This is a genomic window from Polaribacter septentrionalilitoris (assembly GCF_009832745.1).
GTDB lineage: Bacteria > Bacteroidota > Bacteroidia > Flavobacteriales > Flavobacteriaceae > Polaribacter > Polaribacter septentrionalilitoris.
This window is the reverse complement of sequence record NZ_VRMJ01000008.1, coordinates 102,068-115,747: the sequence shown is the minus strand read 5'-3', so window position 1 is coordinate 115,747 and position 13,680 is coordinate 102,068. Positions and strand designations below refer to the sequence as shown.

Below are 13,680 nucleotides of genomic sequence, written 5' to 3'. Positions count from 1 at the left end.
GTTATATCTTATCTTTTGTTCTAATTCCATCAATCGTTCTAAAAATTGATAAAGGATTCTCATTTTGTAATTCTTTAGGCAATAAATTATTAGGCCAACTTTGATAACTAAATGGTCTTACCCAACGTTTTATTGAACTAATTCCAACTGCAGAAAATCTACTGTCTGTAGAAGCAGGATATGGACCACCATGCACCATAGATTCACAAACTTCAACACCTGTTGGAACTCCATTAAAAATAATTCTACCTACCCTATTTTGCAGAGCAGCAATTACATTTGAATAATTTTTAATTTCATCATTATCAGAAATAACTGTTCCTGTTAATTGACCTTCTAAATTAGCGATTATCTTTTCTAATTCATCTGAATCTTCACATTGAACTACCATAGAAAAAGGGCCAAAAACTTCTAAATGTAATGTTGAATTCTCTAAGAATGTTTTTCCCTCAACAGAAACTACAGTTTGTTGTGCGTGATTATTCGCAACATCAGATTCATAATTTGCTGTAACAGTAACATTTTCTTGAGAAACAACTTTTTCTTTATTTGTATTGTATCCTTCTTTTATATTTGGATGCAACATACAAGAAGGATTTATCTCTAAAATTTCTTGTGATAAGTGATTTACAAAAGAATTGAATGCTTCACTTTTAATTCCAATAATTAAACCGGGATTTGTACAAAACTGACCTGTTCCTAAAGTTATAGAGCCTGCATATGTTTTTGCAATTTCTTGGTTTCTATTTTCCAATGCTTCTGGCAAAACGACCACAGGATTAATACTTCCCATTTCTGCAAAAACCGGAATAGGTTCTTCTCTTTTCGCAGATAAATCTAGTAATGCTCTACCTCCTTTTATGCTCCCTGTAAAACCAACTGCTTTTACTTTTGGATTTGCTACCAATTGTTGTCCAACTTCTATTCCGCTTGAGTTTAAGTTAGAAAAAACACCATTTGGCATTCCTGTTTTTTCTGCTGCTTTTACAATTGCAGAAGCTACCAATTCTCCTGTTCCAGAATGCATTGGGTGCGATTTCACAATTACAGGACAACCAGCTGCTAAGGCTGCTGCAGTATCTCCACCAGCTGTAGAATACGCTAAAGGAAAATTACTTGCTCCAAAAACCACAACAGGGCCTAAAGGAATATTCATTTTTCGAATATCTAACCTTGGCATTGGTTCTCTGTTTGGTTGTGCTTTATCTATAGTAGCCTCAACCCAAGAGCCCTCCTCTACTAAATTGGCAAAACTTCTTAATTGCCCAATAGTTCTTCCTCTTTCTCCCTTTGCTCTTCCTTCTGGTAAACCTGTTTCAGAACAATACGCTTGCACCAACTCATCATCTAAAGCTAAAATTTCATCTGCAATTGCATTTAGAAATGCTGCTTTTTTTACTCCTGAAATTGTACTGTATTCTTTAAATGCTTGTGATGCTAAATTTACTGCATCACTAATTTCTTCTTCAGAAGCTTCTGTAAAAACAGTATCGTTTTCTTTATTTAATTCCGGGTTAAATGTTTTGTATGTTTTATTTCCTTTGGTAGATTTTTGATTGCCTATATAGTTTTTTCCTGTAATCATCTTTACTTATTTTTTAAATGCTTTTTTTCAATTTTACTAGTTTGTAAGCTACTTTTTTTTGTTGAATTAACTTATTAAGTCCAGAACTTCAAGCCTTTCTTTCGCCAGAATATATCTTGCATGCACATCATCAATTTGATGTTTTGTTAATTTCTTACCAAAGGTTCGTAAACCTCCAGCAACATCATTATGATGAATTCCCATAGCCAGTTTAAGATATTCCAAAAGTAGCGGTTGAGCATCTAAATACGACAGCGAATTTAAAGCCTGGGAAATTTTGTTTGCCTTAGCCCATTCTCCATTTAAAACATACTCTTGCATTGTAACACTAGCTTTTGGAAAGATACAACCTACACCTGTAATTCCACCACATGCTCCTGCAAGTCCTGCATGTACAGTAACTGTATCTACTCCTGCTAAAATTTTTAAATCTTTGTTTTCTAACATCAGTGTTTCAATAATTGAAACATCTATAGTCGATACTTTAAGCGCGGTTACTTTAGGAAGCTCAGAAAGTCTTAATAGAAGGTCTGTTGAGAGTGCGTGATAACCTGCTGCATCAGGATTGTTATACGGCATGATTGTTACACCTACATCTTTTGCGGTTGCTTCAGAAAGTGAATAATACTCATACATTTCTTTTTCAGAAGGAACCTCCTTGGTTTTTGGAGGCATCACCATAACTGTATCAACTCCTACTGTTGCAAGTCCTTCAATAATTTTTGCTAGTTCCTCCTTTGTTTCTGCTGAAGCCCCACTGATCAAAGGAACTTTATATTCTTTAGCAACCTCAGAAAGGGATTTCAATAAAGAAAGTCGCTGTTTATTGTTCAGATAGCTATTCTCACCCAGAGTACCAGAACCCACAAGTCCACACATTCTACTTCCGCCTTTTCCTTGAGTTTTTAAAATATCAGCTGCTTGTTTTTGAGTTGTATCAAAGTCAATTTCAAGATTGCCAGATTTTGACTCTTTCAGCCATGTAAACACTGCAGGCATTACACCTTCCCAATTAGATTTCATTTTGTTATAATTTGATTGATATAAAATTATGAATAGTCTTGCTTAAAAAATAAGATTAAATTATTCATTTTTTATATTATATTATTCATTATTGTATTTATATAATTAATTATGAATAGTTTTGTATTAAATATTAAAACTTGATAGGTTGAGCTAATCATAATTAATTTTAATTTCTAAATTAGTTCTCGATGCAATTTTTATGAAAAACCGGAATCATACAAACCAACATTTTAACAAAAAAAATGAAAGTATATCCTTTTAAAATACCAAAACCAGAAAACAATGCATTGATTTATCAAGAAGACATTGAGCTTATTTTTTATGATAAACTGCATCAACATGATGAAATTCAAATTAGTTTTATAGAAAAAGGGAAAGGGACCTTATTGGTTGGCGATAGTATTTCTAGCTATTCTACAAATGATCTTTTTATTATTGGGAGTAATTTACCTCATGCGTTTAAAAGTGAAGAAAATACACCAGAAAAATCGAAAATGTTGAGTCTTTTTTTTACAAAAGATTCTTTTGGAGATTCTTTTTTTGAAAAAAATGAATTTAAGGAACTAAAGCATATCTTTAAAAAGTTAGAGCAAGGTTTACAAATTGAAAGCAATAAAGAACATATTATTTTATTTTTTAAGAGCTTAAAAAAAGCCACAAAATTAGAACGCTTTATTATTTTATTAAAGATTTTAAAAGCAATTTCATCGGCAGAAACAAAACCACTATCAAACTTTGTATATCAAAAAAAATATTCTGACTTAGAAGGAAAAAAATTGCGAACTATTTTTGAATATACCATTACAAACTCTCACAAATCGATTTCTTTAGAAAAAATAGCTAACGTTGCAAATATGACAAAAAATGCATTTTGTACTTATTTTAAAAAACACACTAATAAAACATATGTTAGTTTTTTAACTGAATTACGAATTGAAAATGCTTGTAAATTGTTACAATCTCAAAAAGATAATTCTATTGCAGATATCGCCTTTAAAACTGGGTTTAATAATATTTCAAATTTTAATAGAAAGTTTAAAGAAATTAAAAAGACAACTCCACTAAAATATCGAAAATTACAGATTTTTTAATTCAGCTTGTAGTTTTTTTGTTAATCCTTTTACAACCAAATCATAAGAATGATTAATGAGTTCTTTAATTACTTCCTCAGAAACATCAATGGTATTTATGGTTACTGTGTTCCATAATCTTTTGTTCATGTGCCAACCAGGATTTACCCCTTCATAAGCTGCTCTTAACTCTTGAGCTTTGTCTGGGTCGCATTTTAAATTGATTTTTGGCTCACCTTCTTCCCAAGATTTTAATCCTGTTAAAGCAAACATTTTGTTCATCACTTTAAAAACGAGCGTAACATCATCAAAAGGAAAATGCTCTGTAACCCCTTTTTTGGCCATACAAAAATCTCTTACTTGTTCTATGTGCATGCTGTTGGTTTTTAAATAGAGCAAAAATCAAATTAATAAAGTATCTTTATACATCAATCAAATCTACAATTATTTTTAAAATGGAAAGTGAATTTTTAAAAAACACTTCTTTAATAAGTTACTCCAAAAAAGAATTTGAAAAGTCTTGCTATACTTCTGTTTCTGATGTAAAGTTAACGAATAAAACAAACTCAACTGAATGGGTTAACACTTATGGAAATAAATACAGAGACCTTTTTAAATCTGTTGTTGTAAATAATAATTTAGATGATTTTTTACTGAAATTATTTATGGATGATGAGCATCCTAACAAAGTAATTTTATTAGATGATTTATTTTTTGTTTCTACTCGAATATTAAAAACAGATAGTAAATCTTTAGATTCTGAACAAATGTGGTTTATTGTATCTTCTGGATTTTTATGGAGCATACAAGAACAAGAAGGAGATTATTTTAATTGGATTCGTGAGCGTTTAGAAGGAAACAAAGGAATTGTAAGACGAAAAAAAACTGATTATTTATTGTTTTTAATTTTAGAATCGATTGTTGACAATTACGAAGAAGCTTATCAGAAAAATGCAGATTTAAGCGCAGATAAACTAAACTCAATCAATATAAAACCTACGCCAGAGTTTACTTCTTTGGTAGAGAAAAGAAAGCAAGAATTATTTAATTTTAAAAAGGCTGCTTTAGGACTAAAAGATACCATCATCAAATTAGAAAAAATAGAAATCAAGAATTTTGATGTAAAATATTTTAGCGAATTAAAAGAACAAGCCAACAACTTGGTTTCGAATATAGATTTCGAATTGCAAGAATTAGAAAGTAAAATTAATTTGATTTTTAGTATTCAAGGTCATCGTTTAAATGAAGTGATGAAAACCTTAACCATTTTGTCTGTAATTTTTATTCCGCTAACTTTTTTAGCAGGTATTTACGGAATGAATTTTGAAAATATTCCAGAATTAAAAATGAAATATGGGTATTTTATTTTATTAGGAATTATGGTGTTAATTACTATCGTTTCTATTTGGTATTTTAAGCGTAAAAAGTGGTTTTAGACTTTAGATAAAAAGGTAAAAATTATGCTATTCTCATTTTTCAATTTCGTATAAAACTGGTTTACTTGGAGTAGCGTCATTTTCAAAAGGAGCAATCATTAAATTTAACAAATACTCACCATCTTCAACTTCATTTGGCACATATATAAACTCAGTAATTGTGGCATCCATTCTTATTTCACCATCTGTATTCCAAAAAGCGTTATGAGATAATAGTCTACCTCCATCTTTTTCTTTATCAACAGAAGGCAAGTCTATCAACAAATGTTTAATTCCTTTTTCTCTTAAATAAATAGCCGCTTTTTCAGACAGATATGTTGGATTTGTGTTTGAGTAATCCATACTCTTTTTTTCTTCTAAATTAGGTAATGTGCGAATTACAACTGCATCTCGTTTTTTATTTCCTAGAGCTTTTTTTAATTGTTTTACACCAATTAGAAAATCTCCATTATGAAACAAAGGAGCAATTGTAACCACTTCTGCTAAAAAAATAAAGTACTTTAAATTTTTATTGACAGAATGGACTTCTTTGGTGATATGACCCACACATTCTGTATGAGTAATGTGCGAATGCGGATTAAAATGAATGCTATTAAAATTAACAACTGCACCATTTGCAACACTTATTTCATAACCCTCTTGTGTTTCTGCAGAAATTTTTGGTTCTTTTATATACCAAGCATTTACGTTTTTCTTTGATGTATCTATTGGAATAGAAATATCTATAGGATTAGAGATATTTACTGTTATTTTTCTTGAATTATATTCTACTACTGCTTTCAAATTAAATGGTATTAAATCAAGTTTAGCATAAAAAGGTCAGCTGCAATTCCATCTGACAAAAACTTTCCTTTTTTTGTGGTTTTTAATATTTCGTTTTCAATATACAATAATTCTTCTTTAATATATTTTTTAGATTGATTTTCTAAATATTTTAGATACTTCTCTCCAAAATCTGAAGCAATTTTTGTTAGAGAAACTCCCCAAATTGTTCGTAAACCCGTCATTACATATTCATTGTATTGGTCTTTTTTAGACAATGTTTCTCTTTCAATTTCTAATTGAGATTGCTGAATTGCTTTAATATATTTTGCATTATTTCTTACGTTCCAGCTTCGAACTTCTCCATCAAAAGAATGTGCTGATGGTCCAATTCCTAAATACTTTTTCCCTAACCAATAGGATGAATTATTTTTGCTGAAAAAACCTTCTTTTCCAAAATTAGAGGTTTCATAGTGGATAAAATTAGCGCGTTCTAATTCTTCAATTAAAATATGAAATTGTTCTTGTGCTTTTTCATCATCTATAGTTGCAATGATACCTTTTTCAATAAAACTCGCTAAAGCTGTTTTGGGTTCTACTGTTAAGGCATAACTAGAAATATGAGGAACACCAAAACGCAATGCTGTTTCAATATTTTCTTTCCATTCTTGGTTGCTACAATCTGGAATTCCGTAAATTAAATCGATAGAAATATTATCAAAATGGCAAATCGCTACTGATATGCATTCTTTGGCTTCTTGAGCATTATGTGCTCTGTTCATCAACTTTAGATCTTTCTCAAAAAAAGATTGAATTCCGATACTCAATCTATTAATTGGAGATTGTGAAAGCGCAATAATTTTTGCTTCAGACAGATCATCAGGATTAGCTTCTAAAGTAATTTCTGGATGTTCTACAACATCAAAATTATGATAAACAGCATCAATAATCAACTGAATTTCATCAACTTCTAACACAGAAGGAGTTCCTCCCCCGAAATAAATGGTTTCGATGATTGCACCTTTAAGTTCCGATTTTCTGAGTTCAATTTCTTTCACCAAACAAGCAATCATTTCTGACTTCTTTTTTAGTGATGTAGAAAAGTGAAAATCGCAATAGTAACAAGCTTGTTTACAAAATGGGATGTGAATATAAATTCCACTCATTTCTTAACTCTTTTTTCATTTTGCTTCACAAAACTTGCCCAACCTGTGTAATTCTTTCCGCCAACTACTTTTCCTGAATTGTAAAAATGACAAACTGCTGCTGCTAAACCATCTGTGGCATCTAAATTTTTGGGTAGAGTTTTTAAGTTTAATAAAGATTTTAGCATCAAAGCAACTTGTTCTTTACTTGCATTTCCATTACCTGTAATTGCCATTTTGATTTTCTTTGGCAAATATTCTGTAATGGGTATTTCTCTAGACAAACCAGCAGCCATAGCAACTCCTTGTGCTCTTCCTAACTTTAACATCGATTGTACATTTTTTCCAAAAAAGGGAGCTTCAATCGCTATTTCATCAGGATGATAAGTGTCTATGAGTTCTATGGTACGTTCAAAAATAAGTTTCAGTTTTAAGTAGTGATCGTCATATTTTTTAAGCTGTAATTCATTCATTTGAATAAATTCCATCTTTTTGCCTACAATTTTAATCAAACCAAACCCCATAATAGTGGTTCCTGGGTCAATTCCTAAAATGATTTTTTCACTACTCAAATTTTATCGTTCTTTGTGTTGATGCAAATTTCGCTTTCATACAAATCTAAACAATTCTTTTGGTTACTAATAAAACTAACCATTGTATTTGGGTGTGTTTTTTTTATCTATCAAAAACTATTTTTAAAAAGCAACATTGATTTTTCTGTGTTATCATCTCAACTGTTACAACATCAGATTTTCTCATTTAAAAATGTACTAATTTTAGTTGTTTTTAGTGCCTTAAATTGGTTTTTTGAGATTTTAAAATGGAATAACTTGGTAAATACCATTAAAAACATTTCTTTTTGGGAAGCCAGTATTCAATGCTTTTCATCGCTAACAGCTTCTTTAATTACACCCAACAGAATTGGAGAATATGGTGCAAAAGCACTTTATTTTGAAAAGCCTCTCAGAAAAAAAATTGTTGGTTTAAATTTTATTGGAAATTTTTATCAGTTGATTGCAACGCTATTTTTTGGTAGTATCGGATTTATTTATTTGGCCTCAACACATCAAATAAATTTTGATTTTGATTCAGCCTTTGGTGTGATATTCGTGTTAATTTTACTTTTCGGATTTTTTGTATTACTCATAAAAAGTTTTCAAATAGGAAAAAATTATGTGCAAAAGGTGAAAAAATTTATCTCTAAAATACCTTTTTCAATCAACTTAAAAACAACTGTTTATTCATTTTTAAGATATCTTATTTTTTCGCATCAATTCTATTTTTTAGTATTTCTTTTTAATCTACAAATCGAATATATAGATGCAATTTCTGCAATAACCTCTGTATATTTAATCGCTTCAATTGTTCCTATGTTGTCTTTTTTTGATGTTGTTTTAAAAGGGTCTATTTCGGTTTGGATTTTTACTTTTTTTCAAATTGACCCCATTAGTATTTTAACGATTGTTAGTGTAATGTGGATGTTAAATTTTGCAATTCCTGCAATTATTGGCAGCTATTTTGTGATCACATTTACCCCAAACTTTCAAAAATGATTTGGTTCTTAATCTTAATTGGATTGCTCTATGCTATTTTAATTATAGCACTAACCATTGGATTTGGTAGAGTTGATGAATTCAACAACATTTCAGAAAACCCAACCACTAAATTCTCTGTGATTATTCCGTTTAGAAATGAAGCCAAAAATCTACCTAATTTATTGCAATCCATTCAGTTATTAAACTACCCAAAAGAGTTGGTTGAATTTCTTTTTGTGGATGATGATTCTACAGATGACTCTGTAGCTGCTATTAAAGATTTTTTTGATGCTATTTCTCAAACTAACTTTCAGGTTTTAAAAAACAATAGAACTTCTAAATCCCCAAAAAAAGATGCTATTTCTACAGCAATTTCTAAAGCAAAACATAACTGGATAGTTACCACAGATGCAGATTGTGTTCTCTCAAAAAACTGGCTTTCTAGCTTAGATAGTTTCATCCAAAAAAATAATTCTAAGATGATTGTTGCTCCAGTAAACTACAAAGCTAAAAACAACTTATTAGAGCAATTTCAATTGTTAGATTTTATGAGTATGCAAGGCACAACTATTGGTGGCTTTGGAATTGATTTTCCATTTTTATGCAATGGTGCAAACTTAGCCTACAAGAAAGGTATTTTTTTGCAACTTAATGGTTTTGAAGGTAATTCTGAAATTGCAAGTGGTGACGATGTTTTTCTGTTTGAAAAATTCATCAAAAGCGATAAAAAAAGTGTGCATTATTTAAAATCTCAAGCGGCTATTGTTACTACTTTTCCTGTAAAAAGTTGGTCAGGTTTAATTCAACAAAGAAAAAGATGGGCTGCAAAAACCAGTAACTTTAACTCAATAAAAGTAAAATTAATAGGTGTTCTTATTGTGCTTACCAATCTTTTTGTATTCTCCTTTTTATGTATAGGAAGCATAAAAACAATGTACATTCCTATAGCCATTAAATTAATCATAGATTGGTGCTTATTTAAACCTACTTTATCATTTTTTAATCATAAAATGGACTTTGTAAAATGGTATGTTCCAGCAAGTATTATATATCCTATATTTAACCTCGTTATTGCAGTTTTAGCAGTAACCACAACTTATAACTGGAAAGGCAGAAAGTTTAAGGCGTAGTAGGTTTGTTAAAAAAATAATCTAAAATAGCTTCAGCTTTAAACCACAAAACTAAAGCGATTACCAACAAAAACACTAAAAAAAGTCCTTTTTTAGGTTTAGATTCTTTTCTAATTCTTCTATTGCTAAATTTTCTTTGAAACTTTAATTTTTTTTCAGTCATAATTTAATTGCTCTTAACATTTCTCTTTTACCTGGAGGTCCAGGCAAACGCTCTACTTTAAAACCTACTTCTTGCATTGCTCTTCTTACACTTCCTTTTGCAGAATAGGTTACTAGGATTCCGTCTTTTTTAAGTGCTTTAAACATTTTTTCAAAAATAGAAACTGTCCATAATTGGGGTTGTACTCGTGCTCCAAATGCATCAAAATAAATAAGATGAAATGCATTTTCATCATTAATATCCTCAAAAAATTGTTTTCTCTTTAATAGTGAAAAATTATCTGTAATTTGATGTTTCTCTTCCCAAGAAACATTGTGCATTTTTGTAAAAATTTGTTTTTCTTTTTCTGCACCTAAAACTGAGATAAAATTCATTTTATCAACTTCTTCTAGAGTTACAGGATATGCTTCTACACCAACATAATCTATTTTTTTTTGATGTTCTAAATAAGTGATAAAGCAATTTAATCCTGTACCAAAACCAATTTCTAACAGAGAGATTGTATCAGCAACAACCTCCTTTAATCCACTTTTTATAAAAACATGATAGGTCTCGTTAATAGACCCATTTTTAGAATGATATTGTTCATTCCAATCTGGTAAATGAATTGTGGTAGATCCATCAGAAGTTATAAGTATTTCTCTTTTCACAAGTTATTTTATCAATAATTTTTTAATTCTTGGTATTGGGCCTATACATGTAGTTTCATGACAAGATATACAACTATTTACTGCATTATTGTGGTAAATCTTAAGTGAATCTTTAGGTGCATTATATACTTTTTTTAAAGTATATAAATAGAAATCTGAAAAGGCATTAAAAGACGCATTTCTATCTGTAGAGTCTGTTAATTTTGCAGAATAAATTTTAGAAAAATCTTTGGGATATTGAGTAGGACTTTCTCCTTCAAGTATCCTTTTTTTATTTTCTAAGTTAGTATTATACATTTCAAGCATTAAAGCAGCCATTTCTGACTGCTTTACTACTTTTTTTTCTATGATTACAATTTCTTTAGAAGCCTCTTTTTTACATGAAGATAAAGCGGCTAAAAAAAATAGAAAAAATACTTTTCTCATTATTCCTTCATTAAAACACCGTCAGCTTCAAAAGCAAACTCAACTTTAGGTTCTGTTATTTGTGCAATTTCAGCTTTAGATTTTCCTGCATCTTCTGCATAATGTTGCAATTCTTTTACAGAAGTTTCTTTTACAAACGCTTTTCCGTTTACAATAACTTCTCTTCCTTTAGAATCTAATGGCATAAAGAAACCATAATCTTTGAAACGCACCATAGTTTCAGTATTTTTATCTAAAGGTAATTTCATCCAACATCCTTTTTTAGAACACACTTCTTTAATTTCAGAGGCAAACTTTACATTAACGGTATCACCAACCTTCATGGTTTTAAACTTTGCCAACATTTCTTCAGAACTGATAAATTCATCCAAAGAAATTTTAGTTCCAAAAGCATCGTACTTTACTTCTGCAATAACTTTATCCTCAGCTTTTACTTCTTTTTTTTCTTGTTTACAAGCAGAAAAAATAAAAAGAGTAACGAAACAAATTTGTATATAATATTTCATAATTTATTGATTTTATGTGGTTCTTACAAAGTTACATAATTCGTTGTGAAAAGCAAGGTTTTCATACATTATCAGATAAATAATTTATGTACATTTGTGCTTTAATTCAATACTAATAGAGATGGCTCATATAGAGATTCAACGTGTAGAAAAATCGAACATTGAAAATGTAGATTTTAACAACTTACCTTTTGGTAGTGTATATTCTGACCATATGTTAGAATGTGATTTTATAAATGGTGAATGGCAGACTCCTGTTATTAAGCCTTATGCTCCTATTTCTTTAGATCCTTCTGCTAAGATTTTTCATTACGGACAATCTATTTTTGAGGGTATGAAAGCCTACAAAGATGCAGATGGAAACACCATGCTATTTAGACCTTTAGACAATTGTAAGCGTTTGAATAAATCTGCAGAACGTTTGGTAATCCCTCAAATTCCTGAAGATATTTTTATGGATGGGTTAAAAAAATTATTAGCAGTTGATAATGCTTGGATACCAACCAATGATGGAAGCTCTTTATACATTAGACCTTTTATGTTTGCTTCTGGATTAGGGTTTCATGCTTCTCCTGCTGATGGGTATAAATTTATTATTTGTACTGCTCCTTCTGGAGCTTATTTTGCAGGTAAAGTAAAAGTATTGATTGAAGAAAAATACGCAAGAGCTGCTAATGGCGGGGTTGGTTTTGCAAAAGCTGGAGGTAATTATGCTGCTCAGTTTTACCCAACACAATTGGCAATCGAAAAAGGATACAATCAAGTAATTTGGACGGATGATAACTCTCACGAATATATTGAAGAAGCTGGAGCTATGAATATCTTTATTAGAATTGGTGACACCTTAATTACGAGTCCTACTAACGATAGAATTTTAGATGGAATTACTCGTAAAAGTATCATTCAAATTGCTAAGGATATGGGTATTGATGTTGAAGTGAGAAAAATTACGGTTTCAGAAGTAATTTCTGCTGCTCAAAGTGGTAATTTAAAAGAAATGTTTGGAGCAGGAACTGCTGCTGTAATTTCTCCAATTGCTGGTTTTGGATATCAAGGAACTGACTATGATTTACCAGAATTAGAGAGCCCTTTTGCATCAACATTAAAAAAAGCAATTACAGACATTCAAACCAATAAAGCTGAAGACCCTTATGGTTGGAGAGTTATGGTTGAAATTTAGTCACCTCATATTTTACAGAAGAAAGCATCAATTTATTTTGATGCTTTTTTTATGCTTTGATTTTTATATCTTTAAAGTGATTCTAATTTCACTAATAAGCAATGAGATATTTTTTAAGTTTTCTACTTTTTATCACTTGTATTTCTTGTCAAAAGAAATCTACAGAAGAGGCAATAATAACTTCTCACAAACAATATCTTACCATTTTAGGAATTGCTCAAGATGGTGGTTATCCTCATATTGGTTGTCATAAAGAATGTTGTGCAAATTTTTATAATGGTACAAACAAGAGAAAAAGTGTGGTTTCTTTGGGTTTAGTTGATTTAGAAAATCGACAAAAATGGTTATTTGATGCCACTCCAGATATGCATACTCAATTGGCAGATTTAGAACAAAACCATTTAAAAAAAGAAACTCTTATTGACGGAGTTTTTTTAACCCATGCACATATTGGACACTATACAGGTTTAATGTATTTTGGAAGAGAAGCCTATGGAAAAAAGGATATTCCTATATATGCAATGCCCAAAATGACCAGTTTTCTAAAAAATAATGGACCTTGGAACCAACTTGTTAGTTTACAAAATATAAAACTTAAAAGTCTACAAAATGATTCCACCATTATTTTAAATAACAATCTAAAAGTAACTCCTTTTTTAGTACCACACAGAGATGAATATTCTGAAACTGTGGGATATAAAATTAAAGGAACTAAAAAAAGCGCAATTTTTATTCCTGATATTGACAAGTGGCACAAATGGAAAAGAAATATTATCGAAGAAGTAAAAAAAGTAGATTATGCTTTTTTAGATGCTGCTTTTTTAAATCAGAATGAAGTAAAAAGAGCCATGTCTGAAGTACCTCATCCTTTTATTGAGGAAACCATAAACTTGTTTAAAAATGAAACTTTGGCTACCAAGAACAAAATTATTTTTATTCATTTTAATCATACCAATCCTACTTTACAAAAAGGAAGCAAAGAACAAATTGAAATTCAAAAATTAGGGTTTAGGTTTGCTAATGAAGGTGATAATTACGAACTATAATACTATTAAACAACTACCTC

16 protein-coding genes are annotated in these 13,680 nt (G+C 30.1%); 6 read left to right on the top strand and 10 right to left on the bottom strand.

The window, feature by feature from the left end:
* Position 1: 1 nt before the first annotated feature.
* Together FP421_RS01775 and FP421_RS01770 are read right to left on the bottom strand one after the other, a co-directional pair.
* Positions 2-1,585: an aldehyde dehydrogenase (NADP(+)) gene (locus FP421_RS01775; RefSeq protein ID WP_159947012.1), complete on the bottom strand. Its 1,584-nt coding sequence runs from the start codon at positions 1,583-1,585 to the stop codon at positions 2-4.
* A 66-nt stretch (positions 1,586-1,651) separates the two neighbouring features.
* Entirely contained in the window at positions 1,652-2,608 is a 957-nt protein-coding gene (locus FP421_RS01770; protein ID WP_159947010.1) for a dihydrodipicolinate synthase family protein, read from the bottom strand.
* A 245-nt stretch (positions 2,609-2,853) separates the two neighbouring features.
* On the opposite strand from FP421_RS01770, the gene FP421_RS01765 reads away from it, so the two are divergent.
* Positions 2,854-3,702, top strand: coding sequence for an AraC family transcriptional regulator (locus tag FP421_RS01765; RefSeq protein WP_159947008.1), 849 nt, complete (start codon positions 2,854-2,856; stop codon positions 3,700-3,702).
* Here FP421_RS01765 and FP421_RS01760 read toward each other — a convergent pair.
* Entirely contained in the window at positions 3,688-4,056 is a 369-nt protein-coding gene (locus tag FP421_RS01760; protein ID WP_159947006.1) for an MmcQ/YjbR family DNA-binding protein, read from the bottom strand. The two genes, FP421_RS01765 and FP421_RS01760, sit on opposite strands and share 15 nt — an antisense overlap.
* Positions 4,057-4,136: 80 nt before the next feature.
* Between FP421_RS01760 and FP421_RS01755 the strand changes: the two genes are divergently transcribed.
* Complete coding sequence (locus FP421_RS01755) at positions 4,137-5,117, top strand: CorA family divalent cation transporter (RefSeq protein WP_159947004.1); 981 nt, start codon at positions 4,137-4,139, stop codon at positions 5,115-5,117.
* Positions 5,118-5,150: 33 nt separating this feature from the next.
* Here the strand turns inward: FP421_RS01755 and FP421_RS01750 are convergent, their stop codons facing one another.
* Genes FP421_RS01750 through ruvC form a run of 3 tightly spaced genes read right to left on the bottom strand, consistent with a single transcriptional unit; the run spans position 5,151 to position 7,596 of the window.
* Entirely contained in the window at positions 5,151-5,900 is a 750-nt protein-coding gene (locus tag FP421_RS01750) for a cyclase family protein (protein WP_159947002.1), read from the bottom strand.
* 11 nt (positions 5,901-5,911) lie between these two features.
* Positions 5,912-7,045, bottom strand: coding sequence for a radical SAM family heme chaperone HemW (gene hemW / locus FP421_RS01745; protein ID WP_159947000.1), 1,134 nt, complete (start codon positions 7,043-7,045; stop codon positions 5,912-5,914).
* Positions 7,042-7,596, bottom strand: a complete 555-nt coding sequence (ruvC, locus tag FP421_RS01740) for a crossover junction endodeoxyribonuclease RuvC (RefSeq protein WP_159946998.1) — start codon at positions 7,594-7,596, stop codon at positions 7,042-7,044. The genes hemW and ruvC overlap by 4 nt, the downstream gene beginning before the upstream one ends.
* 147 nt (positions 7,597-7,743) lie before the next feature.
* Here ruvC and FP421_RS01735 point away from each other — a divergent pair, with 147 nt between their 5' ends.
* A complete protein-coding gene (locus FP421_RS01735; RefSeq protein ID WP_159946996.1) occupies positions 7,744-8,577 on the top strand; it encodes a hypothetical protein in 834 nt (277 codons plus the stop codon).
* Positions 8,574-9,689 (top strand): glycosyltransferase, encoded by a 1,116-nt coding sequence (locus tag FP421_RS01730; RefSeq protein ID WP_159946994.1) that lies wholly within the window; start codon positions 8,574-8,576, stop codon positions 9,687-9,689. The genes FP421_RS01735 and FP421_RS01730 overlap by 4 nt, the downstream gene beginning before the upstream one ends.
* On the opposite strand, the gene FP421_RS15075 is transcribed toward FP421_RS01730, so the two are convergent.
* From FP421_RS15075 to FP421_RS01715, 4 genes are read right to left on the bottom strand one after another with little or no spacing between them, the layout of a single operon-like run.
* Positions 9,679-9,852 (bottom strand): hypothetical protein, encoded by a 174-nt coding sequence (locus tag FP421_RS15075; protein ID WP_201288775.1) that lies wholly within the window; start codon positions 9,850-9,852, stop codon positions 9,679-9,681. The two genes, FP421_RS01730 and FP421_RS15075, sit on opposite strands and share 11 nt — an antisense overlap.
* Positions 9,849-10,502 carry a tRNA (5-methylaminomethyl-2-thiouridine)(34)-methyltransferase MnmD gene (gene mnmD / locus FP421_RS01725; protein WP_159946992.1) on the bottom strand — a complete coding sequence of 218 codons (654 nt, stop codon included), beginning with the start codon at positions 10,500-10,502 and terminating at the stop codon, positions 9,849-9,851. The genes FP421_RS15075 and mnmD overlap by 4 nt, the downstream gene beginning before the upstream one ends.
* 3 nt (positions 10,503-10,505) lie before the next feature.
* A complete protein-coding gene (locus FP421_RS01720; RefSeq protein ID WP_159946990.1) occupies positions 10,506-10,928 on the bottom strand; it encodes a hypothetical protein in 423 nt (140 codons plus the stop codon).
* Positions 10,928-11,434, bottom strand: a complete 507-nt coding sequence (locus FP421_RS01715; RefSeq protein ID WP_159946988.1) for a DUF4920 domain-containing protein — start codon at positions 11,432-11,434, stop codon at positions 10,928-10,930. Before FP421_RS01715 ends, FP421_RS01720 begins: the two co-directional genes overlap by 1 nt.
* A gap of 121 nt (positions 11,435-11,555) precedes the next feature.
* Between FP421_RS01715 and FP421_RS01710 the strand changes: the two genes are divergently transcribed.
* Both FP421_RS01710 and FP421_RS01705 read left to right on the top strand, forming a co-directional pair.
* Entirely contained in the window at positions 11,556-12,614 is a 1,059-nt protein-coding gene (locus FP421_RS01710) for a branched-chain amino acid aminotransferase (protein WP_159946986.1), read from the top strand.
* A 101-nt stretch (positions 12,615-12,715) separates the two neighbouring features.
* Positions 12,716-13,660: an MBL fold metallo-hydrolase gene (locus tag FP421_RS01705; protein ID WP_159946984.1), complete on the top strand. Its 945-nt coding sequence runs from the start codon at positions 12,716-12,718 to the stop codon at positions 13,658-13,660.
* The last annotated feature ends 20 nt before the right edge of the window (positions 13,661-13,680 follow it).